Consider the following 23,183-nt stretch of genomic DNA (forward strand, 5'->3'; position numbering starts at 1 on the left):
CGGCAGCAGCCTCAGACAGTGCCTGCCTGGCGCAGGCTGGCGATCGCTGCCTGGTCATAGCCCAGGGACGTCAGCACGGCATCAGTATGTTCACCCAGCGTCGGGCCAACCCATTCGGCAGAACCTGGGGTTTCCGAGAGCTTGGGGACGATGCCCGGCATCTTGAACGGCTTGCCATCCGGCAGGCGCGCCTGCAGGAACATTTCCCGGGCCAGGTATTGCGGGTCGCTGAACATGTCCTCGGCCGAGTAAATCCGGCTGGCTGGTACTTCGGCGTCGGTGAGCACCTGCATCAGCTGCTCCAGCGGCAGGCTGTTGGCCCAGCGATCGATCACCCCGTACAGCTCGTCGCGTCGGGCATCGCGGCCGTCGTTGCTGGCCAGGCTCTGGTCGTCGGCCAGGTCGGTGCGGCCGATGGCCTGCATGAAACGCTTGAAGATGGCGTCACCGTTGGCGCCGATCTGCACATGTTTGCCGTCTGCGCTGGTGTGGATGGAAGAGGGTGTGATGCCCGGCATGATGTTGCCGGTACGCTCGCGGATGAAGCCGAACACGTCGAACTCCGGGACCATGCTTTCCATCATGGCGAAGATCGCCTCGTACAGCGCCACGTCCACCACCTGGCCCTGGCCGCCGTTGACTTCGCGATGACGCAGTGCCATCAGCGCGCCAATCACCCCCCATAGCGCAGCGATCGAATCCCCGATGGAAATCCCGGTTCGTACCGGCGGGCGGTCGTCGAAGCCGGTGATGTAGCGCAGCCCACCCATCGACTCACCGACCGCACCGAAGCCCGGCTGGTCCTTCATCGGCCCGGTCTGGCCAAAGCCGGACAGGCGCACCATCACCAGGCGCGGGTTGAGGGCGTGCAGCACGTCCCAGCCCAGGCCGAGCTTCTCCAGTACGCCGGGGCGGAAGTTCTCGATCAGGATGTCCGCCTCGCCGAGCAGGCGCTTGAGCACTTCACGGCCTTCGGGGTGCTTGAGGTTGAGCGTCAGCGACTGCTTGTTGCGCGCCTGCACGAACCACCACAGTGACGTGCCCTCGTACAGCTTGCGCCATTTGCGCAGCGGGTCGCCGCCGTCCGGCGACTCGACCTTGATCACTTCAGCGCCGAACTCGGCGCAGATCCGCGAGGCGAACGGCCCGGCGATCAGGGTGCCGAGCTCGATGACTTTCAGGCCGGCGAGGGGTTTGCTGGGCGTAGACATGAGGCATCCGTGGCAACTGGTCAGAGCCGTGGTTTTAGCATAGGTGCGGGGCGGCCGATACTGCTCCGGCGCAAGCAGAGGCGGGATCGGTTAGACTAGGTCACTTTTCTCTACGCACGAAGCCCACTCGACCATGGCCCAGCCGTCCACCACCTACAAATTCGAACTGAACCTGACCGATCTTGATCGTGGCGTCTATGAAAACGTCCGCCAGACCATCGCCCGTCACCCTTCGGAAACCGAAGAGCGCATGGCCGTGCGCCTGCTGGCCTATGCCCTGTGGTACAACGAGAACCTGTCGTTCGGCCGTGGCCTGTCCGATGTCGATGAAGCGGCGCTGTGGGAAAAGAGCCTGGACGACCGCATCCTGCACTGGATCGAAGTCGGCCAGCCGGACGCCGACCGCCTGACCTGGTGCTCGCGCCGCACCGAGCGCACCAGCCTGCTCGCCTACGGCAGCCTGCGCGTGTGGGAAGGCAAGGTAGTGAGCGCGGTCAAGGGTCTGAAGAACCTGAGCATCGCCGCCGTGCCACAGGAAGTGCTGGAGGTGCTGGCCACCGACATGCCGCGCACCATCAAGTGGGATGTGATGATCAGCGAAGGCACCGTGTTCGTCACCGATGACCGTGGCCAGCATGAAGTGCAGCTGCAGTGGCTGCTCGGTGAGCGCGGCTGAAGCATCCCATGCGTATCGAACCTCGCCCGCTGCCGTCGACCCTGCCATTTCTGGGTAACCTGCCACCCTTGCTGACCCGCCTGTATGCCGCCCGCGGCGTGCAATCCGAGGCCGAGCTGGACAAGAGCCTGGCGCGCCTGCTGCCGTACCAGCAGCTCAAGGGCATCGAGGCGGCAGTGGACCTGCTGGTCGAAGCCCTCGACCAGCGCCAGCGCATCCTTATCGTCGGCGACTTCGATGCAGACGGCGCCACCGCCAGCACCGTCGGCATGCTCGGCCTGCGGCTGCTGGGTGCGGCCCATGTCGATTACCTGGTGCCCAACCGCTTCGAATACGGCTACGGCCTGACCCCGGAAATCGTCCAGGTGGCGCTCGAGCGCCAGCCAGACCTGCTGGTGACCGTCGATAACGGTATCTCCAGCGTCGAAGGTGTTGCCGCCGCGAAGGCGGCAGGGCTTAAAGTGCTGGTCACCGACCACCACCTGCCGGGCCAGCAGTTGCCGGATGCCGACGCCATCGTCAACCCGAACCAGCCTGGCTGCGACTTCCCGAGCAAGTCGCTGGCCGGCGTCGGGGTGATCTTCTACGTGCTGATGGCCCTGCGCGCCCGCCTGCGCAGCCTTGGGCGCTACGAAACGCAGCCGCAGCCGAACATCGGCGAGCTGCTCGACCTGGTCGCCCTGGGCAGCGTCGCCGATGTGGTGCCGCTGGATGCCAACAACCGCATCCTCGTGCACCAGGGCCTGGAGCGTATCCGCGCCGGCCGCGCGCGGCCAGGCCTGAAGGCCATTCTGGAAGTGGCGCGGCGCGACCATCGGCGCATCACCTCCACCGACCTCGGCTTCATCCTCGGCCCACGGCTCAACGCCGCCGGGCGCCTGGACGACATGAGCCTGGGCATCGAGTGCCTGCTGTGCGAAGACGAAGCCCTGGCCCAGGAGATGGCCCAGCAACTGGATGACCTGAATCAGGACCGCAAGTCGATCGAGCAGGGCATGCAGCGCGAGGCCCTGGCCCAGCTCAAAGACCTGCCGGTCGAGTCCATGCCTTATGGCCTGTGCCTGTTCGATGCCGATTGGCACCAGGGCGTGATCGGGATTCTTGCTTCGCGCCTGAAGGAGCGCTACCACCGGCCAACCATCGCCTTCGCCGATGCCGGCGACGGCATGCTCAAGGGCTCGGCGCGTTCGGTGCCAGGCTTCCACATTCGCGACGCGCTGGATGCGGTGGCCGCGCGCCAGCCGCAACTGATCAGCAAGTTCGGCGGGCATGCCATGGCGGCGGGGCTGTCCCTGCCCGAAAGCAATTTCCCGGCGTTCGCCGAAGCGTTCGATGAAGAAGTCCGGCGCCACCTGCGCGAAGAGGACCTGACCGGTCGTCTGCTGTCGGACGGCAGCCTGGCCGTGGAGGAATTCCACCTCGACCTGGCCAAGGCCCTGCGCAATGCCGGGCCTTGGGGGCAGCACTTCCCCGAACCGCTGTTCCATGGGGTATTCCAGTTGGTGGAGCAGCGCGTGGTCGGCGAGCGGCACTTGAAGGTGGTGCTCAAGAGCGAGTGTGGGTTGGTGCGGTTGGATGGCATTGCCTTTGGTATCGACCGCGAGGTGTGGCCGAACCCGACGGTGCGTTGGGTGGAGCTGGCGTACAAGCTGGATGTGAACGAGTTTCGTGGGAATGAGAGTGTGCAGTTGATGATTGCGCATATGGAGCCGCGCTAGGGGCCGTTAGGTGCCTGCCTTGATTCTTGCAGAGTTGCGGAAATCGAGCGCCGACCGCGCGGCGCTGGATCTCACAGGCGCTGCAAACCTTTCGGCGAACACCTCGCCATCCCACTGAACCTTCCCCCCCACCAATCTGGTCTAGTCTGATTAATGACCGGCACCGGGCCAGGGATGTGCACTTGAGTGTCCGGGCCGGATCACCATTGGAGTCCTTGGGAGGTGCCCTCATGAGCCTGCTGCTCGAGCCTTACACCCTGCGTCAGCTGACGCTGCCCAACCGCATCGCGGTCTCGCCGATGTGCCAGTATTCCGCCATCGATGGCCTGGCCAACGATTGGCATCTCGTTCACTTGGGCAGCCGCGCCGTGGGTGGCGCTGGGCTGGTCATCAGCGAAGCCGTCGCGGTGACGGCCGATGGTCGCATCACCGCCGAAGACCTCGGCTTGTGGAACGACGACCAGATCGCGCCATTGCAGCGCATCACCCGTTTCATTACCGCCCAAGGCGCCGTGCCGGGTATCCAGCTGGCCCATGCCGGGCGCAAGGCCAGTACCTACCGGCCCTGGTTGGGCAAGCAGGGTAGTGTGAAGCTCGAAGACGGCGGCTGGCAGCCCGTGGGGCCGTCGAAAATCGCCTTCGACCCGCAGCACACACCGCCACGCGAGTTGAGCAAGGACGAGATCCAGGACGTGATCGACGCCTTCGTCGCCTCGACCGAGCGGGCGCTCAAGGCCGGCTTCAAGGTGGTCGAGATCCACGCCGCACATGGTTATCTGCTGCACCAGTTTCTCTCACCGCTGAGCAACCAGCGCCGTGACGAATACGGCAGTTGCTTCGAGAACCGCATTCGCCTGACCCTGCAGGTGGTGGAGGCCGTGCGCAAGGTCTGGCCGGCCGAATTGCCGCTGTTCGTGCGGGTGTCGGCTACCGACTGGGTCGAGGACGGCTGGAACCCTGATGAAACCGTCGAACTGGCTCGTCGCCTGCGAGTGCTGGGTGTCGACCTGATCGATGTGTCCTCTGGTGGTACCTCGGTCAACGCCGAAATCCCGACAGGCCCCGGTTACCAGACGCGCTTCGCCGAGCGTGTGCGCAAGGAAGCAGAGATTGCAACCGGCACCGTGGGCATGATCACAGAACCGGCCCAGGCCGAGCACATTCTGCGCACCGGCCAAGCCGACGTGATCTTCCTGGCGCGGGAGTTGCTGCGCGATCCTTACTGGCCGTTGCATGCTGATGATGATCTGGGCGGTAACAAGGCCACCTGGCCTGCGCAGTATCAACGGGCGACTAGCCGCGCCAACCCGATTCATGAGTCCGATTTGCGAGATTGATAAAGGCCGCCGACCCAGCGCGGCATTGTGAGAGCAACTGTCTCGCTCAATTGCCTAAAGCTGGCGCGATCCCTGTGGGAGCCGCGCTTGCCGGCGATGGGCTGCAAAAGGCCCCGGCAATTTATGCAACAACCTTGAAATCGTGGGGCCGCTTCGCGGCCCTATTTCACTATTGCTCTATGTCCCCGATATTCCATGCTCTCTGCCTTCTGACCATGCGTATTCGATGATCACAAAGTAACGGAAGCAAGATCAGGAATGAGCTTAATGTAATGCAGGAAAGTTCCTGGATTGAGGTCCGAGCCTCAATCCAGGCATTGCAATCAATGCTTGATCATCACATGCCGCACGCAGGTGTAATCCTCCAGCCCATACATCGACATGTCCTTGCCATACCCCGAATGCTTCTGGCCGCCATGGGGCATTTCGCTGACCAGCATGAAGTGGGTATTGACCCAGGTGCAGCCATACTGCAACCGCGCCGCCAGGCGGTGGGCACGGCCGGTGTCGCGGGTCCAGACCGATGATGCCAGGCCATATTCGGAATCGTTGGCCCATTCCAGCGCCTGCTCCTCGGTGTTGAAGCGGGTCACCGAAACTACCGGGCCGAACACCTCGTTGCGGACGATCTCGTCATCCTGCAAGGCGTCGGCCAGCACGGTCGGTTCGAAGAAGAAACCATCCCCCGCAATCACCTTGCCGCCCGTCACCAGGCGGATGTGCGGCTGGGCGATGGCGCGCTGGACCAGGCCGGCCACCTTGTCGCGGTGCTGGGCGCTGATCAGTGGGCCGAGTTCGGTGTCCTCGGCATCCTGCAGGCCGGCCTTGAGGCTGGAAACGGCCTTGCCCAGGCGCTCGACAAAACGGTCATAGATACCCGCCTGCACATACAGGCGACAGGCTGCAGTACAGTCCTGGCCCGCGTTGTAGAAACCGAACGTGCGGATGCCGTCTATGGCCGCGTCGATATCGGCGTCGTCGAACACCAGCACCGGTGCCTTGCCGCCCAGCTCCATGTGCATGCGTTTCACGCTGCTGGCAGTGGCGCCGATGATGTGCGCGCCAGTTGGAATTGAACCGGTCAGCGAGACCATGCGCACCTTGGGGTGGGTGACCAGTGGGTTGCCCACCGTCTGCCCGCGGCCGAACAGGATGTTGAGCACGCCGGGCGGCAACAGGTCCTTGGCCAGATCGCCCAGGCGCAGGGCGGTCAGCGGGGTCAGTTCGGAGGGCTTGATCACCACGGTATTGCCGGCTGCCAGCGCCGGGGCGACCTTCCACGCCAGCATCATCAGTGGGTAGTTCCACGGCGCGATCGAGGCCACCACGCCCAGTGGGTCGCGGCGGATCATCGAGGTATGGCCCGGCAGGTATTCACCTGCCGCCGAGCCACCGAGGCAGCGGGCGGCCCCGGCGAAGTAACGGAACACGTCGGCGATGGCCGGGATTTCGTCGTTCAGGGCGGCGGCGAATGGTTTGCCGCAGTTCTGCGACTCCAGCCGGGCGAGTTCATCGCCATGGGCTTCGATGGTATCGGCCAGGGCCAGCAGCGCCAGCGAGCGCTCTTTCGGGCTGGTCTGGGACCAGCTGTCAAAAGCCTGGTCGGCGGCACGCACGGCGGTATCGACCTGTGCTTCGGTGGCCTCGTTGATCTGCGCCAGGGCGCTGCCTTCGGCCGGATTGAGCACGGTCCAGGTCGGGCCGTCGCCCGCGACCAGCTTACCGTTGATCAGCATTTTGCTTTGCATGGGGACTCCTTATGGGTCATTTGCCGCTGCCCGCAACGCTCTCGCCGCCACGGGTCAGGTAATAGGCGCCGAGAATCGGCAGCATGGTCACCAGCATCACCAGCATGGCGACCACGTTGGTCACTGGCACGTCGCGCGGGCGGCTGAGCTGGTTGAGCAGCCAGATCGGCAGGGTTCGCTCGTGGCCGGCGGTGAAGGTGGTGACGATGATTTCGTCGAACGACAGGGCGAACGCCAGCATGCCGCCGGCCAGCAGGGCCGAGCCGAGGTTGGGCAGGATGATGTAGCGGAAGGTCTGCCAGCCATCGGCACCGAGGTCCATGGACGCCTCGATCAGGCTCTGTGAGGTGCGCCGCAGGCGGGCGATCACGTTGTTGTAGACGATCACCACGCAGAACGTGGCGTGGCCCACCACGATGGTGAACACACCGGGCTCGATCTCCAGGCGCTTGAATGCCGACAGCAGGGCGATGCCGGTGATGATGCCGGGCAGGGCGATCGGCAGGATCAGCATCAGCGAGATGCTCTCCTTGCCGAAGAAGCTGCGCCGGTACAGCGCCGCCGAGGCCAGGGTGCCGAGCACCAGCGCGATCAGCGTGGCCAGGCAGGCCACCTGCAACGACAGCTTGATGGCTTCGAGCACATCGGGGCGGGCGAAGGCCACGGCAAACCAGTTGAGGGTGAAGCCCTTGGGCGGGAAGCTGAACGCCGCGTCTTCGGTATTGAAGGCGTACAGGAAAATGATCAGGATCGGGAAGTGCAGGAACAGCAGCCCGCTCCAGGCCGCCAGGCGCAGGCCGACAGACGCTTTTTCAGAGTGCATCGAAAGCCCCCAGGCGCTTGACGATGGACAGGTACACCGCGATCAGCACGATCGGCACCAGCGTGAACGCTGCCGCCATCGGCATGTTGCCGATCGCCCCTTGCTGGGCATACACCATGCTGCCGATGAAATAGCCCGGCGGGCCAACCAGTTGCGGCACGATGAAATCGCCCAGGGTCAGCGAGAAGGTGAAGATCGAACCGGCGGCAATGCCGGGGATCGACAGCGGCAGGATCACCTGCAGGAACGTTTGCCCAGGCCGGGCCCCGAGGTCTGCCGAAGCCTGCAGCAACGACGGCGGCAGGCGCTCTAGCGAGGCCTGGATCGGCAGGATCATGAACGGCAGCCAGATGTACACGAATACCATGAAGCGCCCCAGGTGCGAGGTCGACAACGTGCTGCCGCCCACCCCGGGCACCGCCAGCACGGCCTGCAGCAGCGCGTCCAGATGCAGTTGCTGGACGAACCACTGGGCCACGCCGCCCTTGGCCAGCAGCAGGGTCCAGGCATAGGTCTTGACGATGTAGCTGGCCCACATCGGCATCATCACCGCGATGTAGAAGAACGCCTTGGTCTTGCCGCTGGTGTAGCGCGCCATGTAGTAGGCGATCGGGAAGGCCAGCACCGCGCTGGCCAGCGATACCGCCACGGCCATGGTTAGGGTGCGCAGGATGATGTCGAAGTTGGACGGGTTGAACAGCGCGGCAAAGTTGCGCAGGGTCAGCTCCGGGGTGACCGCCATGGTGAAGTCGTCGAAGGTGTAGAAACCTTGCCACAGCAAGCTGAGCAACGAGCCCAGATAGATGGCGCCGAACCAGGTCAGCGGGGGGATCAGCAGCAGTGCCAGGTAGAGGTTGGGCCGCCGGTACAGCAGGTCGGATACGCGGCGCATGTCAGCGGGCCTCGGCCAGGACGGTTTCCTGCAGCGCGGTCATCGCTTCGCGGGGCCAGCGCACCTGCACCTGCTGGCCCGCCTGCCAGGGCTGCGGCTGCTCCTGCCAGCGGTCATTGGCGTGGCTCACGGCGAGTAGCTGGCCGCTGGCCAACTGGACTTCATAGCGAGTGGCGCTGCCCTGGTACTGGATGTCACGCAGCAGGCCACTGAGCTGGACGTCTTGCGCCTGGCCGGGCTGATCCACCAGGCGGATATGCTCGGGACGAATGGAGAAAGGCGAGCGATTGCCGCTGAGCTGTTCTGCGAGGTCACCGCGGATGACGTTGGAGGTACCAACGAATTCGGCGACGAACGTGGTGGCGGGCTTCATGTACAAGTTGCGTGGCGAGTCGACCTGTTCGATGCGCCCACGGTTGAACACCGCCACCCGGTCCGACATCGACAGTGCTTCGGTCTGGTCGTGGGTGACGAAGATGAAGGTGATGCCCAGCTGGCGTTGCAGCTTCTTCAATTCGCCCTGCATCTGTTCACGCAGCTTCAGGTCGAGCGCGCCCAGCGGTTCGTCGAGCAGCAGCACCCGTGGCCGGTTGACCAGGGCGCGGGCCAAGGCCACGCGCTGGCGCTGGCCGCCGGAGAGTTGCGCCGGTTTGCGTTCGCCGTAGCCGGCCAGGGCGACCATGGCCAGCGCTTCTTCGGCGCGGGCCTGGCGTTCGGCCTTGGCCACACCCTTGACCTTGAGGCCGTAGGCGATGTTGTCGCGCACGTTCATGTGGGGGAACAGCGCATAGTCCTGGAACACGGTGTTGACGTCGCGTTGGTACGGCGGCACGCCAGCGGCTTCGACGCCGTGGATGCGGATCGAGCCGCTGTTCGGTTGTTCGAAGCCGGCGATCAGGCGCAGGCAGGTGGTCTTGCCCGAGCCAGAGGGGCCGAGCATGGAGAAGAATTCGCCGTCATCGATGTCGATGCTGACCTGGTCGACGGCCTTAACCTCGCCGAAGGTGCGGGAAACCTGGGTGAACTGGACGGCTAGGGGCATGGATAACTCCAAGGTAGAACTGGGGGCGCTCTACGCCCCTTTCGCGACACAAGGCCGCTCCTACAGGAGCCCGCGTTTCCTGTAGGAGCGGCCTCGCCGGGGCGCCGGACCGGTCGGAAAGGGCTGCGCAGCAGCCCAAGTCAGGCAACACATCTTCTACAGGCCTGTGCTAGCGCCCGCCCATGATCGCAATGTAATCCTGGGTCCAGCGGCTATAGGGCACGAACTTGCCGCCTTGGGCCTGTGGGGTTTTCCAGAAGGCGATCTTGTCGAAGTTGTCGAAGCCGTTGGTCTTGCACCCTTCAGCCCCCAGCAGTTCACTACCGGTGCAGGCTGCCGGCACGGCCGGCAACGAGCCGAACCAGGCCGCGACATCGCCTTGCACCTTGGGTTGCAGCGACCAGTCCATCCACTTGTAGGCGCAATTGGGGTGCTTGGCCTCGCTGTGCAGCATGGTGGTGTCGGCCCAGCCGGTGGCGCCTTCCTTGGGAATGGTCGAGGCCACCGGCTGGTTCTCGGCCTTCAGGCCATTGACCATGTAGCCCCACGAACTGGAGGCGACCACGCCTTCGTTCTTCACATCGCTCATCTGCACTGTGGCATCGTGCCAGTAACGGTGGATCAGCGGTTGCTGTTGGCGCAGCAGTTCGAGCACGGCCTTGTACTGAGCTTCATTGAGCTCGTACGGGTCCTTGATGCCCAGCTCGGGTTTGGCCGACTTCAGGTACAGCGCTGCGTCGGCGATGTAGATCGGCCCGTCATATGCTTGCACACGGCCCTTGTTCGGCTTGCCATCGGGCAGGTCCTGCGGCTCGAACACCACATTCCAGCTGGTCGGTGCCTGCTTGAAGGTATTGGTGTTGTAAAGCAGCACGTTCGGGCCCCATTGGTACGGCGTGCCGTATACCTGTTTGTCGACCACGTACCAGCCGCCGTTCTGCAGGCGCGGGTCGATGTTCTTCCAACTGGGGATCAGCGCAGTGTTGATGGGTTGCACGCGCTTGCCGGCGATCAGGCGCAGTGAGGCGTCACCGGACGCGGTGACCAAGTCGTAGCCGCCCTTGGTCATCAGGCTGACCATTTCATCGGAGGTGGCAGCGGTCTTGACGCTGACCTTGCAGCCGGTTTCCTTTTCGAAGCCTGTGACCCAGTCGTAGGCCTTGTCGCTTTCACCGCGCTCGATGTAGCCGGGCCAGGCGACGATATCCAGCCGGCCTTCGCCGGCGCCCAGGGCCTTGGGCAACTCGGCGGCCTGCAGGCCGGCGCTGGCCAGCAGCGCGCCGGTCATGGCGCCGAGCAATGCGGTCTTGTGCACTGACATGGTGTTCCCTCTTCTTGGAGATCTTGTTCGGGGCAGTCGTCAAGCAAGCAGTGAAGCGATGGTTATAAGCGTAGTCGCCTGTGCAAGTGGTTGGCGATGACGAGTCTAGTTGGCTTTTTGCCAGCTAACGCAACATCCGGAAGCAAATCCTCGGGTGGCGTGCAAGGTGGCAGGCCTTAATCTGGGCGCTCCTTTTCGTACCGTGGAGACATGCGCATGAACACCCGGGGCCTGCTCGACCAGCTGCTCAAATCCGGCCAGGAACTGCTCAACAAGCAAACCGCTGCGGGCAAACCGACCGCTGGCGCTGCTGGCTTAGGCAGCTTGCTATCCGGGGCTGGGGGAGGCGCCTTGGGGGCAGGGGCGCTGGGCCTGCTGCTGGGCAGCAAGAAGGCCCGCAAGTACGGCGGCAAGGCACTGACCTATGGCGGTCTGGCGGCACTTGGCGTGCTGGCCTACAAGGCCTATGGCAATTGGCAGGCGCGTCAGGGCGCAGGGCAGGGCGCCGAGCCGCAGACCCTCGACCGCCTGCCGCCAGCCCAGGCCGAGCAGCACAGCCAGGCGGTGCTACGCGCACTGGTGGCGGCGGCCAAGTCCGATGGCCATATCGACGAGCGCGAACGGGCCCTGATCGAAGGCGAATTCACCCGCCTGGACAGCGACCGCGACCTGCAGCACTGGTTGCACGAAGAGCTGAACAAACCGCTGGACCCGGCCGAAGTCGCCCGCGCCGCGCAAACGCCAGAGATGGCTGCCGAGATGTACCTGGCCAGCGTGATGATGGTCGACCAGGAGAACTTCATGGAGCGCGCCTACCTCGACGAACTGGCCCGGCAGTTGCGCCTCGACCCGGCCCTGCGTCAGGAACTGGAGAGCCAGGTACGGCTTGCCGCAGGTCAATGAACTGGAAAATGGCCTGTCCGTCAGTGATAGAGGCCTGAATACCTCGCATTTCAGCCGCAAAAGCATAGGAAGCCTGGGCTATACTTCGGCGATTTTTCCCGCTCGTTGTGAATTCCTGAGGGCTGAATGTGAAGAACTGGACCTTGCGCCAACGGATCCTGGCAAGTTTCGCCGTGATCATCGCCATCATGCTGCTGATGATCGTAGCCGCCTACTCGCGGCTGGTGACGATCGAAAGCGCCGAGGAGGCGGTGGGGTCAGACAGCATTCCAGGGGTCTACTACAGCTCGATGATCCGCAGCGCCTGGGTCGACAGCTACGTCACCAGCCAGCAGCTGGTGGGCCTGTCCAACCGCCGCGAGATCACCACGGCCGACATGGAGCTGTTCAAGAGCTTCGATGATCGCCTGAAGCAGTACATGGCCAGCTACCAGGGCACCATCCAGGACTCTGATGACCAGGAGCGTTTCGACGCCTTCGTCAAACTCGAGGAAGCCTACCTCAAGGTCGTCGGCCAGGTGCTCGAAGCCTACCGCCAGCACCAGTACGTCGAAGCCGAGCGGCTGATCAGCGATGTGCTTACCCCGGCCTGGATCGAAGGGCGCAAGCACCTCAACACGGTGATCGAGCACAACCGAGAATCCGCAGAAGCGGCGACCCATGAAATTGTCTCTGCCGTGAGCACTGCCAAGGGCAGCATGATGGTTTCGCTGCTGCTGGCGATCGTGGCCGCCGGGATCTGCGGCTTGCTGTTGATGCGCGCCATTACCGCACCGGTACAACGCGTGGTGCATGCCCTCGACAAACTGCGTTCGGGCGACCTGAGCATGCGCCTGAGCCTGGACCGCAAGGATGAATTCGGCGCCATCGAAAGCGGCTTCAACGAAATGGCCGAGGCCCTGGCCAACCTGGTGGCCCAGGCACAGCGCTCGTCGGTACAGGTGACCACGTCGGTCACCGAAATTGCCGCCACCTCCAAGCAGCAGCAGGCCACCGCCACCGAAACCGCCGCCACCACCACCGAGATCGGCGCCACCTCGCGCGAAATCGCCGCTACCTCGCGCGATCTGGTGCGCACCATGACCGAGGTCACCTCCGCCGCTGACCAGGCCTCGAGCCTGGCCGGCTCCGGCCAGCAGGGCCTGGCGCGCATGGAAGAAACCATGCACCAGGTGATGGGCGCCGCCGACCTGGTCAACGCCAAGCTGGGTATCCTCAACGAAAAGGCCAGCAACATCACGCAGATGGTGGTGACCATCGTCAAGGTGGCCGACCAGACCAACCTGCTCTCGCTCAATGCCGCCATCGAGGCGGAGAAGGCCGGTGAATATGGCCGCGGTTTTGCCGTGGTCGCCACCGAGGTGCGCCGCCTGGCCGACCAGACGGCCGTGGCTACCTACGACATCGAGCAGATGGTGCGCGAGATCCAGTCGGCGGTGTCGGCCGGGGTCATGGGCATGGACAAGTTCTCCGAAGAAGTGCGCCGCGGCATGTTCGAGGTGCAGCAGGTGGGCGAGCAGCTGAGCCAGATCATCCACCAGGTCCAGGCCCTGGCACCGCGGGTGCTGATGGTGAACGAAGGCATGCAGGCCCAGGCCACCGGTGCCGAGCAGATCAACCAGGCGCTGGCCCAGCTCAGCGATGCCAGCACCCAGACGGTGGAGTCGCTGCGCCAGGCCAGCTTCGCCATCGATGAGTTGAGCCAGGTGGCGGCCGGCCTGCGCGGTGGTGTATCGCGCTTCAAAGTCTGATCACCATGACCGACCTGCATACCTACCCGGCAGCGGTGGCCAGCGCCAAGGGCACGCTGTACCTGCAGTTTCGCCTCAACCAGCAGCGCTTTGCCCTGGACGTGCGCGAAGTGATCGAGGTGCTGCCACGGCGGCCGCTCAAGCCGATTGCCCAGGCGCCGGCCTGGGTGGCCGGCATCCTCGCGCATCGCGGTGTCCTGGTGCCGGTGGTCGACCTGAGCGCGCTGAGCTTTGCCCAGCCGGCCGCCGAGCGCACCAGCACGCGCCTGGTGCTGGTGCGGTACCGTCACGAACAGGTGCTGGGGCTGATTCTCGAACAAGCCACCGAAACCCTGCGCTGCATGTCGGACGAGTTCCAGCCCTATGGCCTGGACAACGGCGAAGCGCCTTACCTGGGCCCGGTCCGCCAGGACGCCCAGGGCCTGCTGCAACGGATCGAGGTGGATGATCTGCTGCCAGAGAACGTCCGCGAACTGCTGTTCCCGCACTCGCCAGGGCAGGTGACGCCATGAGCGAGCAACGTTTCTTCCGTTACCTGCAAGAGCGTATTGGCCTGGATGTCGAGTCGGTTGGCGTGCCGATGGTGGAGCGGGCCCTGCGCCAGCGCTGTGTCGCAGTGAATGCCGCCGATCTGGATGACTACTGGCTCCGCCTGCAGCAATCGCCGGATGAGCAACTGGCGCTGATCGAGGCCGTGATCGTTCCGGAAACCTGGTTTTTCCGCTACCCGGAGTCGTTCACCGCGCTGGTCGGCTTGGCCCAGAAGCGCTTGGCCGAGCTGGCCGGAGAGCGGCCGTTGCGCCTGCTCAGCTTGCCGTGCTCCACTGGTGAGGAGCCTTACTCGCTGGCCATGGCTTTGCTCGATGCCGGCATGAGTCCGGCCGATTTTCGCATCGACGGTATCGATATCAGCCCCAGTTCGGTGGCCAAAGGCATACAGGGTGTGTATGGGCGCAACTCGTTCCGCGGTGCCGAACTTGGGTTTCGAGAACGGCATTTCCGTGAGGGAGAGGATGGCCACACGCTGGATGAACGGGTACGCCAGCAGGTGAATCTGGACGTGGGCAATGTGCTCGACCCGGCGCTGGCCGGCCGCAATGGCCTGTACGACTTCGTGTTCTGCCGCAACCTGCTGATCTATTTCGATGTGCCGACCCAGCAGCGTGTATTCGAGGTGCTCAAGCGCCTGGCACAGCCGCAGGGCGTGCTGTTCATCGGCCCTGCCGAAGGCAGCCTGCTGGCGCGCCTGGGCATGCGGCCGCTGGGCATTGCCCAGTCGTTTGCCTACATACGTCAACCCGCTGATGTGCCGGTTGTGCCCGTCCAGCCACCACGGCAGCTGCCCACTGCGGTGGCTCCGAGTCGCCCATGGCCGACATCTCTGCCACCTGCGCGGCCCCTGCGCGTGGTGCCACCTGCCGCCCCGGCAGCCGAACCGCAGGAAAGCCAAAGCGAGTTGCTGGCCAGCATCGCGCGCCTGGCCAATGCTGGCGACAGTGCCCAGGCCCGGGCCAGTTGCCAGCGCTACCTTCGCCAGTTCGCGCCCAAGGCCCAGGTCTACTACTGGCTGGGGCTGCTGAGCGACACGGAAGGTGATGCTCAGCAGGCGTTGAGCCTTTACCGCAAGGCACTGTATCTGGAGCCTCAGCATCCTGAGGCGTTGTTGCACCTGGCCACGTTGCTGGCGGCCCAAGGTGACGAAGCCGGTGCCCGCCGCCTGCAGGAACGTGCGGCACGTGCTGGCCGGGAGTCTGAACGATGAAAGCCGAACACGCGATCGAGCTGCTGGCCAATGACGATGAGCGCATCGACGACTGCTGGAATCGTATTGGTGTGCACGGCAGCAAGGACTGCCCGTTGCTGGAGCGGCATATCCATTGTCGCAACTGCGAAGTCTACGCCGCGGCGGCCACGCGTCTGCTCGACCGCTACGCGCTGATCGAAGCGGACCTGGCGCACGAAGCCGCCCCCGTCGAAACCTCGACCGGGCGTTCGCTGCTGCTATTCCGCCTGGGCGAAGAGTGGCTGGCCCTGGCCACTGCCTGCCTGGCCGAGATCGCCCCCCTGCAACCGGTGCATTCGTTGCCGCATCAGCGCTCCCGGGTACTACAAGGGGTCGCCAACGTGCGCGGGGCGCTGGTGCCGTGCCTGTCGCTGGGCGACCTGCTGGGCGTGGAGCGTTTGTCCGAGCAGGCGCGCAGCGCTCGGGCAATGCCACGCATGCTGATCCTGGCGGCGTCGGGCGGGCCGGTGGTCATGGCGGTGGACGAGATCGATGGCATTCACCGCCTCGATGCGCCATTGCAGGGTGCTGGCGAGGATGTCGCACCGTTCACCGCTGCGGTCTTGCAGTGGCGTGGGCGCAGTGTGCGGGTGCTGGACGATCAACACTTACTGTCTGCAGTGCAGCGGAGCCTGTCATGACCCCAGAGCAAATGCGCGACGCATCGCTGCTCGAACTGTTCAGCCTGGAGGCCGAGGCGCAGACCCAGGTGCTCAGCACCGGGCTGATGGCACTGGAACGCAACCCGACCCAGGCCGATCAGCTGGAAGCCTGCATGCGTGCGGCACATTCGTTGAAAGGCGCGGCGCGCATCGTCGGCATCGATGCCGGGGTCAGTGTCGCCCATGTCATGGAAGACTGCCTGGTGGCGGCCCAGGAAGGCCGGCTGCTGTTGCGCGCCGAACACATCGATGCACTGCTGCGCGGCACCGACTTGCTGATGCACATCGCCACGCCCGGCGACCCGAATGGCGAGGCATTGGTGCCGGCGTTCCTGGCGCAGGTGGCCGGCCTGCTCGATCCCGCCGCTACGCCCGTAATGCCTGCTGCAGCGCCCGCACCGGCAGAGGTTGCGCTCGAACCAGCGTTGCCCGTGGCCCCGCCTGAGCCGGTAGCGCCGGCCGTTGAAGCCGAAGTTGAACCTGCCGCGCCACGCAAGGCCGGCAAGCGCGCGGGCGAAGGCAGCGAGCGGGTCTTGCGGGTGACTGCCGACCGCCTGAACAGCCTGCTCGACCTGTCGAGCAAGTCGTTGGTCGAGACCCAGCGCCTCAAGCCTTACCTGGCCACCTTGCAGCGCCTCAAGCGCATGCATGGCCAAGGCATGCGGGCCCTCGACGGCCTGAAAACGCAGCTCGAAGACAGTGGCCAGAGCCCCGAAGTGCTGGATGCCCTGGCCCAGACCCAGCGCCTGCTGCTGGAAACCCAGCAGATCCTGCAGCAGCAGGCAGCCGACCTCGACGAGTTTGGCTGGCAGGCCAGCCAGCGAGCCCAGTTGCTCTATGACACGGCATTGGCCTGTCGCATGCGCCCGTTTGCCGACGTGCTCACCGGCCAGAGCCGCATGGTTCGCGACCTCGGGCGTTCGCTCGGCAAGCAGGTGCAACTGCAGATCGAAGGCGAGAAGACCCAGGTCGATCGCGACGTGCTGGAAAAGCTCGAAGCGCCGTTGATCCACTTGCTGCGCAATGCCGTCGACCATGGCATCGAACTGTCCGAGCGGCGCCTGCTGGCCGGCAAGCCGGCGGAAGGCACGATCCGCCTGCGCGCCTCGCACCAGGCCGGGCTGCTGATGCTTGAACTGAGCGATGACGGCGCTGGCATCGACCTTGAGCGCCTCAAGCGCAACATCGTCGAGCGCGGCTTGTCGCCGGCCGACACCGTGGCGCAAATGAGCGAGGCCGAGCTGCTGACCTTCCTCTTCCTGCCGGGCTTCAGCCTGCGCGACAAGGTCACCGAAGTGTCGGGCCGTGGTGTTGGCCTGGATGCGGTTCAGCACATGGTCCGCGATCTGCGCGGCTCGATCGAGCTGACCCAGCTGCCCGGCCAAGGCTGTCGTTTCCACCTGGAAGTGCCGCTGACCCTGTCGGTGGTACGCAGCCTGGTGGTGGAAGTGGGCGGTGAGGCCTATGCGTTCCCGCTGGCGCATATCGAGCGCACTCTAGAAGTGGCGGCCGATGACATCGTGCAGATCGAGGGCCGCCAGCACTTCTGGCACGAAGGCCGGCATATTGGCCTGGTGGCTGCCAGCCAGTTGCTCAACCGGCCGGCCGGGCAGGGGGAGGCCAACAGCCTGCGGGTAGTGGTGATCCGCGAGCGTGAGCAGCTTTACGGGGTGGCGGTGGAGCGCCTGGTCGGTGAACGGGTGCTGGTGGTGATGCCGCTCGACCCGCGCCTGGGCAAGGTCCAGGACATCTCCGCCGGGGCCCTGCTGGACGATGGCTCGGTGGTGCTGATCATCGATGTCGAAGACTTGCTGCGCTCGGTCGAAAAGCTGCTCAGCACCGGCCGCCTGGAACGTATCGAGCGTGGTGCGCAAGGGGCGCGGGGTATGAGCCGCAAGCGCATCCTGGTGGTCGACGACTCGCTCACCGTGCGCGAACTGCAGCGCAAGCTGCTGAACAACCGTGGCTACGACGTGGCGGTCGCGGTGGACGGCATGGACGGCTGGAACGCCCTGCGCAGCGAGGACTTCGACCTGCTCATCACCGACATCGACATGCCGCGCATGGACGGCATCGAGCTGGTCACCCTGGTGCGCCGCGACCAACGGTTGCAGTCGCTGCCGGTGATGGTGGTGTCGTACAAGGACCGTGAAGAAGATCGCCGACGTGGCCTGGACGCTGGAGCCGACTACTATTTGGCAAAAGCCAGCTTCCACGATGATGCGTTGCTGGATGCCGTGGTGGAACTGATCGGAGGTGCTCAGGGATGAAGGTCGCCATCGTCAACGACATGCCCATGGCAGTAGAGGCGTTGCGCCGGGCCCTGGCCTTCGAGCCGGCGCACCAGGTGATCTGGGTGGCCAGCAATGGGGCCGACGCTGTGCGCATGTGCGCCGAGGACACTCCCGACCTGATTCTCATGGACCTGATCATGCCGGTGATGGATGGCGTCGAGGCGACCCGGCGGATCATGGCCGAAACGCCTTGTGCCATCGTCATCGTCACGGTCGACCGCAAGCAGAACGTGCACCGGGTTTTCGAGGCCATGGGCCACGGCGCCCTGGATGTGGTCGACACCCCCGCGCTGGGCGCGGGGGACGCACGTGAAGCCGCGGCGCCGCTGCTGCGCAAGATCCTCAACATCGGCTGGTTGATCGGCCAGCAGCGGCCCGGCGCGAGCAAGCCGCTCGCTGCCCCCCTGCGCGAGGCCTCCCAGCGCAGCGGCCTGGTGGCCATTGGCTCGTCCGCTGGCGGCCCTGCGGCGCTTGAAGTGCTGCTCAAAGGGCTGCCGCGGGGTTTTCCAGCCTCTATCGTGCTGGTCCAGCATGTTGACCAGGTGTTTGCTGCCGGCATGGCCGAGTGGCTCGCCAGCGCCTGCGGCCTGCCGGTGCGCCTGGCCCGCGAAGGCGAGCCGCCACAACCCGGGCAGGTGTTGCTGGCCGGTACCAATCACCATATCCGCCTGCTGCAAGGTGGCCAGTTGGCCTACACTGCCGAACCCGTCAACGAAATCTACCGGCCCTCGATCGACGTGTTCTTCGAGAGTGTGGCGCGATACTGGAACGGCGATGCGGTGGGCGTGCTGCTCACCGGCATGGGGCGCGATGGCGCCCAGGGTCTGAAGCTGATGCGCCAGCAGGGCTATCTGACGATTGCCCAGGACCAGTCCAGCAGTGCGGTGTACGGCATGCCCAAGGCCGCTGCGGCAATTGATGCAGCGGTAGAAATCCGCCCGCTTGAGCGAATTGCCGGGCGCTTGATGGAAATCTTTGCAAAATGACGATATGTATAGAATCGCGCCGCATGGACGGCCGTGATCAGGTGAATTCGAATGACTGATCTACCGATCGAAGGCTTCGCGACGCCTAACGAGAATTCGGCAATGGTCCTGCTGGTCGATGACCAGGCGATGATCGGCGAAGCGGTGCGACGTGGCCTGGCCCATGAAGAGAACATCGATTTCCACTTCTGTGCCGACCCGCACCAGGCGGTGGCCCAGGCCATGCGCATCAAGCCCACGGTCATCCTCCAGGACCTGATCATGCCCGGCCTGGACGGCCTGACTCTGGTGCGCGAGTACCGCAACAACCCGGCCACCCAGGACATCCCGATCATCGTCCTGTCGACCAAGGAAGACCCGCTGGTCAAGAGCGCGGCCTTCGCTGCCGGGGCCAACGATTACCTGGTCAAGCTGCCGGACTCCATCGAGCTGGTCGCGCGCATTCGCTACCACTCGCGTTCCTACCTGACCCTGCTGCAGCGCGACGAGGCCTACCGCGCCCTGCGCGTGAGCCAGCAGCAGCTGCTCGACACCAACCTGATGCTGCAGCGGCTGATGAATTCCGATGGCCTCACCGGCTTGTCCAACCGCCGTCACTTCGACGAATACCTGGAACTGGAATGGCGCCGGGCCATGCGTGAGCAGCAGCAATTGTCGTTGCTGATGATCGATGTCGATTACTTCAAAGTGTTCAACGACAGCTTCGGTCACCTGGCCGGCGACGAGGCCTTGCGCCAGGTGGCCGAGGCCATTCGCGGTTCCTGCTCGCGGCCGACCGACCTGCCGGCCCGCTACGGCGGCGAGGAGTTCGCCCTGGTGCTACCCAACACCTCGCCCGGCGGCGCACGCCTGGTTGCAGAAAAGTTGCGCCAGACCGTGCTCGGTCTGGGCATCAAGCACAGCGCGCCGACCGCCGACTCGCACCTGACCGTGAGCATCGGCCTGGCGACCCTGACGCCGGCCATCGGCAGCCACTGCCGGCAGCTGATTTCGGCGGCGGACAAGGGGCTGTACCTGGCCAAGAACAACGGGCGCAACCAGGTCGGGATTGCCTGAGGCCGATGCGGCTGCCCAACGGGCTGCCGCCGCTCCCTGGATGGGTTATACTCGCGGGCTTTTCACCGAATTCGCACGAGAGCCAGCCGCCCATGGAAATCCAACCAATCCTGAACACCATCAAGGACCTCACCGAGCGTTCCCTGTCCATTCGGGGGTATCTTTGACTACGATCACAAGCATGACCGCCTGATCGAAGTCAACCGCGAGCTGGAAGACGCTGCCGTCTGGAACAAGCCCGAGTACGCCCAGGCCCTGGGCCGCGAGCGTGCCATGCTGGCGCAGGTCGTCGAGACCCTGGACAAGATGGCTAACGGCCTTGCCGACTGCAAGGACCTGCTCGACATGGCCGTCGAAGAAGGTGACGAAGGCGCTGTCAGCGATGTCGAGACCGAGCTGCAGGCCCTGGAAGAATCCCTGGCTCAGCTTGAGTTCCGTCGCATGTTCAGCGGCGAGATGGACATGAACAACGCCTACCTGGACATCCAGGCCGGCTCCGGCGGCACCGAGGCACAGGATTGGGCCAACATCCTGCTTCGCATGTACCTGCGCTGGGCCGACAAGCGTGGCTTCGACGCCACCATCATCGAGCTCTCCGAAGGTGAAGTCGCCGGCATCAAGGGCGCCACCGTGCACATCAAGGGCGAGTACGCCTTCGGCTGGCTGCGCACCGAGATCGGCGTGCACCGCCTGGTGCGCAAGAGCCCGTTCGACTCCGGCGCCCGTCGCCACACTTCGTTCTCGGCGGTGTTCGTGTCCCCCGAGATCGACGACAAGGTCGAGATCGAGATCAACCCGTCCGACCTGCGCATCGACACCTACCGCTCCTCCGGTGCCGGTGGTCAGCACGTGAACACCACCGACTCGGCGGTGCGTATCACCCACGTACCGACCAACACCGTGGTGGCTTGCCAGAACGAACGCTCCCAGCACGCCAACAAGGACACCGCCATGAAAATGCTGCGGGCCAAGTTGTACGAGCTGGAAATGCAGAAACGCAACGCCGCCTCCCAGGCGCTGGAAGACAGCAAGTCGGACATTGGCTGGGGCCACCAGATCCGTTCCTACGTGCTGGATGACTCGCGCATCAAGGACCTGCGGACCGGCGTCGAGCGCAGCGACTGCAACAAGGTGCTGGATGGCGACATCGACCAGTACCTGGAAGCGAGCCTCAAGCAGGGCCTGTAAGCCGCACACCACTGCCGCGCTGCCTGGCCACCCGCCGGTAGCGCGTGCCCTGCCCGGAACGGGCAACGAATACCTGATGGAAAGAATGACGACATGAGCGACCTCAAGACCGAATCGCAAGACCTGCAACAGGAAGAAAACGCCCTGATCGCCCTGCGCAAGGAAAAACTTGCTGCCGAGCGTGCCAAGGGCAATGCCTTCCCCAACGACTTCCGTCGCGACAGCTACTGCAACGACCTGCAGAAACAGTACGCGGACAAGACCAAGGAAGAGCTGGAAGCAGCCGCGATCCCGGTCAAGGTTGCCGGCCGCATCATGCTCAACCGTGGCTCGTTCATGGTCATCCAGGACATGACCGGCCGGATCCAGGTCTACGTCAATCGCAAGACCCTGCCGGAAGAAACCCTGGCCGCGGTCAAGACCTGGGACCTGGGCGACATCATCAGCGCCGAAGGCACCCTGGCCCGTTCCGGTAAGGGCGACCTGTATGTCGAGATGACCAACGTGCGCCTGCTGACCAAGTCGCTGCGCCCGCTGCCGGACAAGCACCACGGTCTGACCGACACCGAGCAGCGCTACCGCCAGCGCTACGTCGACCTGATGGTCAACGAAGAAACCCGCCATACCTTCCGTGTGCGTTCGCAGGTGATCTCGCACATCCGCAAGTTCCTCATCGAGCGCGACTTCCTCGAAGTCGAGACGCCGATGCTGCAGACCATCCCTGGCGGCGCTGCGGCCAAGCCGTTCGAAACCCACCACAACGCCCTGGACATGGCCATGTTCTTGCGCATTGCGCCGGAGCTGTATCTCAAGCGGCTTGTTGTTGGTGGGTTTGAGAAAGTGTTTGAGATCAACCGCAACTTCCGTAACGAAGGCGTTTCGACTCGTCACAACCCTGAATTCACCATGCTCGAGTTCTATCAGGCCTACGCCGACTACCGCGACAACATGGACCTCACCGAGGAGCTGTTCCGCGAGCTGGCACTGCTGGTACTGGGCACCACCGACGTCCCGTACGGCGACAAGGTGTTCCACTTCGGCGAGCCGTTCGCCCGCCTGTCGGTATTCGACTCGATCCTCAAGTACAACCCGGAGCTGACCGCTGCCGACCTGCAGGACGTCGACCGTGCCCGCGAGATCGCCAAGAAGGCCGGCGCCAAGGTGCTGGGCCACGAAGGCCTGGGCAAGCTCCAGGTGATGATTTTCGAAGAGCTGGTCGAGCACAAGCTGGAGCAGCCACACTTCATCACCGAGTATCCGTTCGAAGTGTCGCCGCTGGCCCGTCGCAACGACGACAACCCGGCCGTGACCGACCGCTTCGAGCTGTTCATCGGTGGCCGCGAAATCGCCAACGCCTACTCCGAGCTCAACGATGCCGAAGACCAGGCCGAGCGCTTCCTGGCCCAGGTGGCCGAGAAGGACGCCGGTGACGACGAAGCCATGCACTACGACGCCGACTTCGTCCGCGCCCTGGAGTACGGCATGCCGCCGACTGCCGGTGAAGGCATCGGCATCGACCGCCTGGTGATGCTGCTGACCAACTCGCCGTCGATTCGCGACGTGATCCTGTTCCCGCACATGCGCCCACAGGCCTGAGTGAATTGAACAAGCCGCCTTTCGGGGCGGCTTTTTCTTGCCTGTACACTTGTATTGGCTGTACCGGCCTCTTCGCGGCCAAAGCCGCTCCCACAGGTACTGCAAAGGCCTTGAGAGCTGCGCAATCCCTGTGGGAGCGGCTTTAGCCGCGAAGAGGCCGGTACAGTTCAACCACTGTCCATGAGGTAACCAGAGT

Annotated in this window: 19 protein-coding genes; 13 read left to right on the forward strand and 6 right to left on the reverse strand. The window is 64.5% G+C overall.

The window, feature by feature from the left end:
* Positions 1-11: 11 nt before the first annotated feature.
* Positions 12-1,211: a CaiB/BaiF CoA transferase family protein gene (locus ACLEJU_RS02225; protein ID WP_435423324.1), complete on the reverse strand. Its 1,200-nt coding sequence runs from the start codon at positions 1,209-1,211 to the stop codon at positions 12-14.
* Between the two features lie 133 nt (positions 1,212-1,344).
* On the opposite strand from ACLEJU_RS02225, the gene ACLEJU_RS02230 reads away from it, so the two are divergent.
* From ACLEJU_RS02230 to ACLEJU_RS02240, 3 genes are all read left to right on the forward strand, one after another.
* The gene (locus ACLEJU_RS02230; protein ID WP_103445451.1) at positions 1,345-1,887 is read left to right on the forward strand and encodes a YaeQ family protein; all 543 of its coding nucleotides are present in this window, start codon (positions 1,345-1,347) and stop codon (positions 1,885-1,887) included.
* A gap of 8 nt (positions 1,888-1,895) precedes the next feature.
* Positions 1,896-3,605: a single-stranded-DNA-specific exonuclease RecJ gene (gene recJ / locus ACLEJU_RS02235; protein WP_435423323.1), complete on the forward strand. Its 1,710-nt coding sequence runs from the start codon at positions 1,896-1,898 to the stop codon at positions 3,603-3,605.
* Between the two features lie 230 nt (positions 3,606-3,835).
* Entirely contained in the window at positions 3,836-4,942 is a 1,107-nt protein-coding gene (locus ACLEJU_RS02240; protein WP_435423322.1) for an NADH:flavin oxidoreductase/NADH oxidase, read from the forward strand.
* A gap of 323 nt (positions 4,943-5,265) precedes the next feature.
* Here the strand turns inward: ACLEJU_RS02240 and ACLEJU_RS02245 are convergent, their stop codons facing one another.
* From ACLEJU_RS02245 to ydcS, 5 genes are all read right to left on the reverse strand, one after another.
* Positions 5,266-6,690, reverse strand: coding sequence for a gamma-aminobutyraldehyde dehydrogenase (locus ACLEJU_RS02245; protein WP_435423321.1), 1,425 nt, complete (start codon positions 6,688-6,690; stop codon positions 5,266-5,268).
* 16 nt (positions 6,691-6,706) lie between these two features.
* The gene (locus ACLEJU_RS02250) at positions 6,707-7,513 is read right to left on the reverse strand and encodes an ABC transporter permease (protein WP_435423320.1); all 807 of its coding nucleotides are present in this window, start codon (positions 7,511-7,513) and stop codon (positions 6,707-6,709) included.
* On the reverse strand, positions 7,503-8,405 hold the full coding sequence (locus ACLEJU_RS02255; protein WP_435423319.1) for an ABC transporter permease: 903 nt from the start codon (positions 8,403-8,405) through the stop codon (positions 7,503-7,505). Before ACLEJU_RS02255 ends, ACLEJU_RS02250 begins: the two co-directional genes overlap by 11 nt.
* A gap of 1 nt (position 8,406) precedes the next feature.
* Positions 8,407-9,447, reverse strand: a complete 1,041-nt coding sequence (locus ACLEJU_RS02260) for an ABC transporter ATP-binding protein (RefSeq protein WP_435423318.1) — start codon at positions 9,445-9,447, stop codon at positions 8,407-8,409.
* 169 nt (positions 9,448-9,616) lie between these two features.
* A complete protein-coding gene (gene ydcS / locus ACLEJU_RS02265; protein ID WP_435423317.1) occupies positions 9,617-10,768 on the reverse strand; it encodes a putative ABC transporter substrate-binding protein YdcS in 1,152 nt (383 codons plus the stop codon).
* 216 nt (positions 10,769-10,984) lie between these two features.
* Between ydcS and ACLEJU_RS02270 the strand changes: the two genes are divergently transcribed.
* From ACLEJU_RS02270 to lysS, 10 genes are all read left to right on the forward strand, one after another.
* Positions 10,985-11,671: a tellurite resistance TerB family protein gene (locus ACLEJU_RS02270; RefSeq protein ID WP_435423316.1), complete on the forward strand. Its 687-nt coding sequence runs from the start codon at positions 10,985-10,987 to the stop codon at positions 11,669-11,671.
* A gap of 128 nt (positions 11,672-11,799) precedes the next feature.
* The gene (locus ACLEJU_RS02275; protein ID WP_435423315.1) at positions 11,800-13,422 is read left to right on the forward strand and encodes a methyl-accepting chemotaxis protein; all 1,623 of its coding nucleotides are present in this window, start codon (positions 11,800-11,802) and stop codon (positions 13,420-13,422) included.
* A gap of 5 nt (positions 13,423-13,427) precedes the next feature.
* The gene (locus tag ACLEJU_RS02280; RefSeq protein WP_435423314.1) at positions 13,428-13,934 is read left to right on the forward strand and encodes a chemotaxis protein CheW; all 507 of its coding nucleotides are present in this window, start codon (positions 13,428-13,430) and stop codon (positions 13,932-13,934) included.
* Positions 13,931-15,184 (forward strand): CheR family methyltransferase, encoded by a 1,254-nt coding sequence (locus ACLEJU_RS02285; protein WP_435423313.1) that lies wholly within the window; start codon positions 13,931-13,933, stop codon positions 15,182-15,184. The genes ACLEJU_RS02280 and ACLEJU_RS02285 overlap by 4 nt, the downstream gene beginning before the upstream one ends.
* Positions 15,181-15,846, forward strand: coding sequence for a chemotaxis protein CheW (locus tag ACLEJU_RS02290; protein WP_435423312.1), 666 nt, complete (start codon positions 15,181-15,183; stop codon positions 15,844-15,846). The genes ACLEJU_RS02285 and ACLEJU_RS02290 overlap by 4 nt, the downstream gene beginning before the upstream one ends.
* Positions 15,843-18,137, forward strand: coding sequence for a hybrid sensor histidine kinase/response regulator (locus ACLEJU_RS02295; RefSeq protein WP_435423311.1), 2,295 nt, complete (start codon positions 15,843-15,845; stop codon positions 18,135-18,137). The genes ACLEJU_RS02290 and ACLEJU_RS02295 overlap by 4 nt, the downstream gene beginning before the upstream one ends.
* A complete protein-coding gene (locus ACLEJU_RS02300) occupies positions 18,134-19,147 on the forward strand; it encodes a chemotaxis response regulator protein-glutamate methylesterase (protein WP_435423310.1) in 1,014 nt (337 codons plus the stop codon). The genes ACLEJU_RS02295 and ACLEJU_RS02300 overlap by 4 nt, the downstream gene beginning before the upstream one ends.
* A 51-nt stretch (positions 19,148-19,198) precedes the next feature.
* On the forward strand, positions 19,199-20,203 hold the full coding sequence (gene wspR / locus ACLEJU_RS02305) for a Wsp signal transduction system regulator diguanylate cyclase WspR (RefSeq protein ID WP_435423309.1): 1,005 nt from the start codon (positions 19,199-19,201) through the stop codon (positions 20,201-20,203).
* Between the two features lie 92 nt (positions 20,204-20,295).
* Positions 20,296-21,391, forward strand: a protein-coding gene (prfB, locus tag ACLEJU_RS02310) for a peptide chain release factor 2 (protein ID WP_103445435.1) whose coding sequence is annotated in 2 segments (ribosomal slippage) — positions 20,296-20,367 and positions 20,369-21,391 — 1,095 coding nt in all. Because the reading frame shifts where the segments join, the coding sequence is not laid out codon by codon here.
* A gap of 93 nt (positions 21,392-21,484) precedes the next feature.
* The gene (gene lysS, locus ACLEJU_RS02315; RefSeq protein WP_294341055.1) at positions 21,485-22,987 is read left to right on the forward strand and encodes a lysine--tRNA ligase; all 1,503 of its coding nucleotides are present in this window, start codon (positions 21,485-21,487) and stop codon (positions 22,985-22,987) included.
* Positions 22,988-23,183 lie beyond the last annotated feature (196 nt).

Source organism: Pseudomonas sp. SMN11 (assembly GCF_052041945.1).
Lineage (GTDB): Bacteria > Pseudomonadota > Gammaproteobacteria > Pseudomonadales > Pseudomonadaceae > Aquipseudomonas.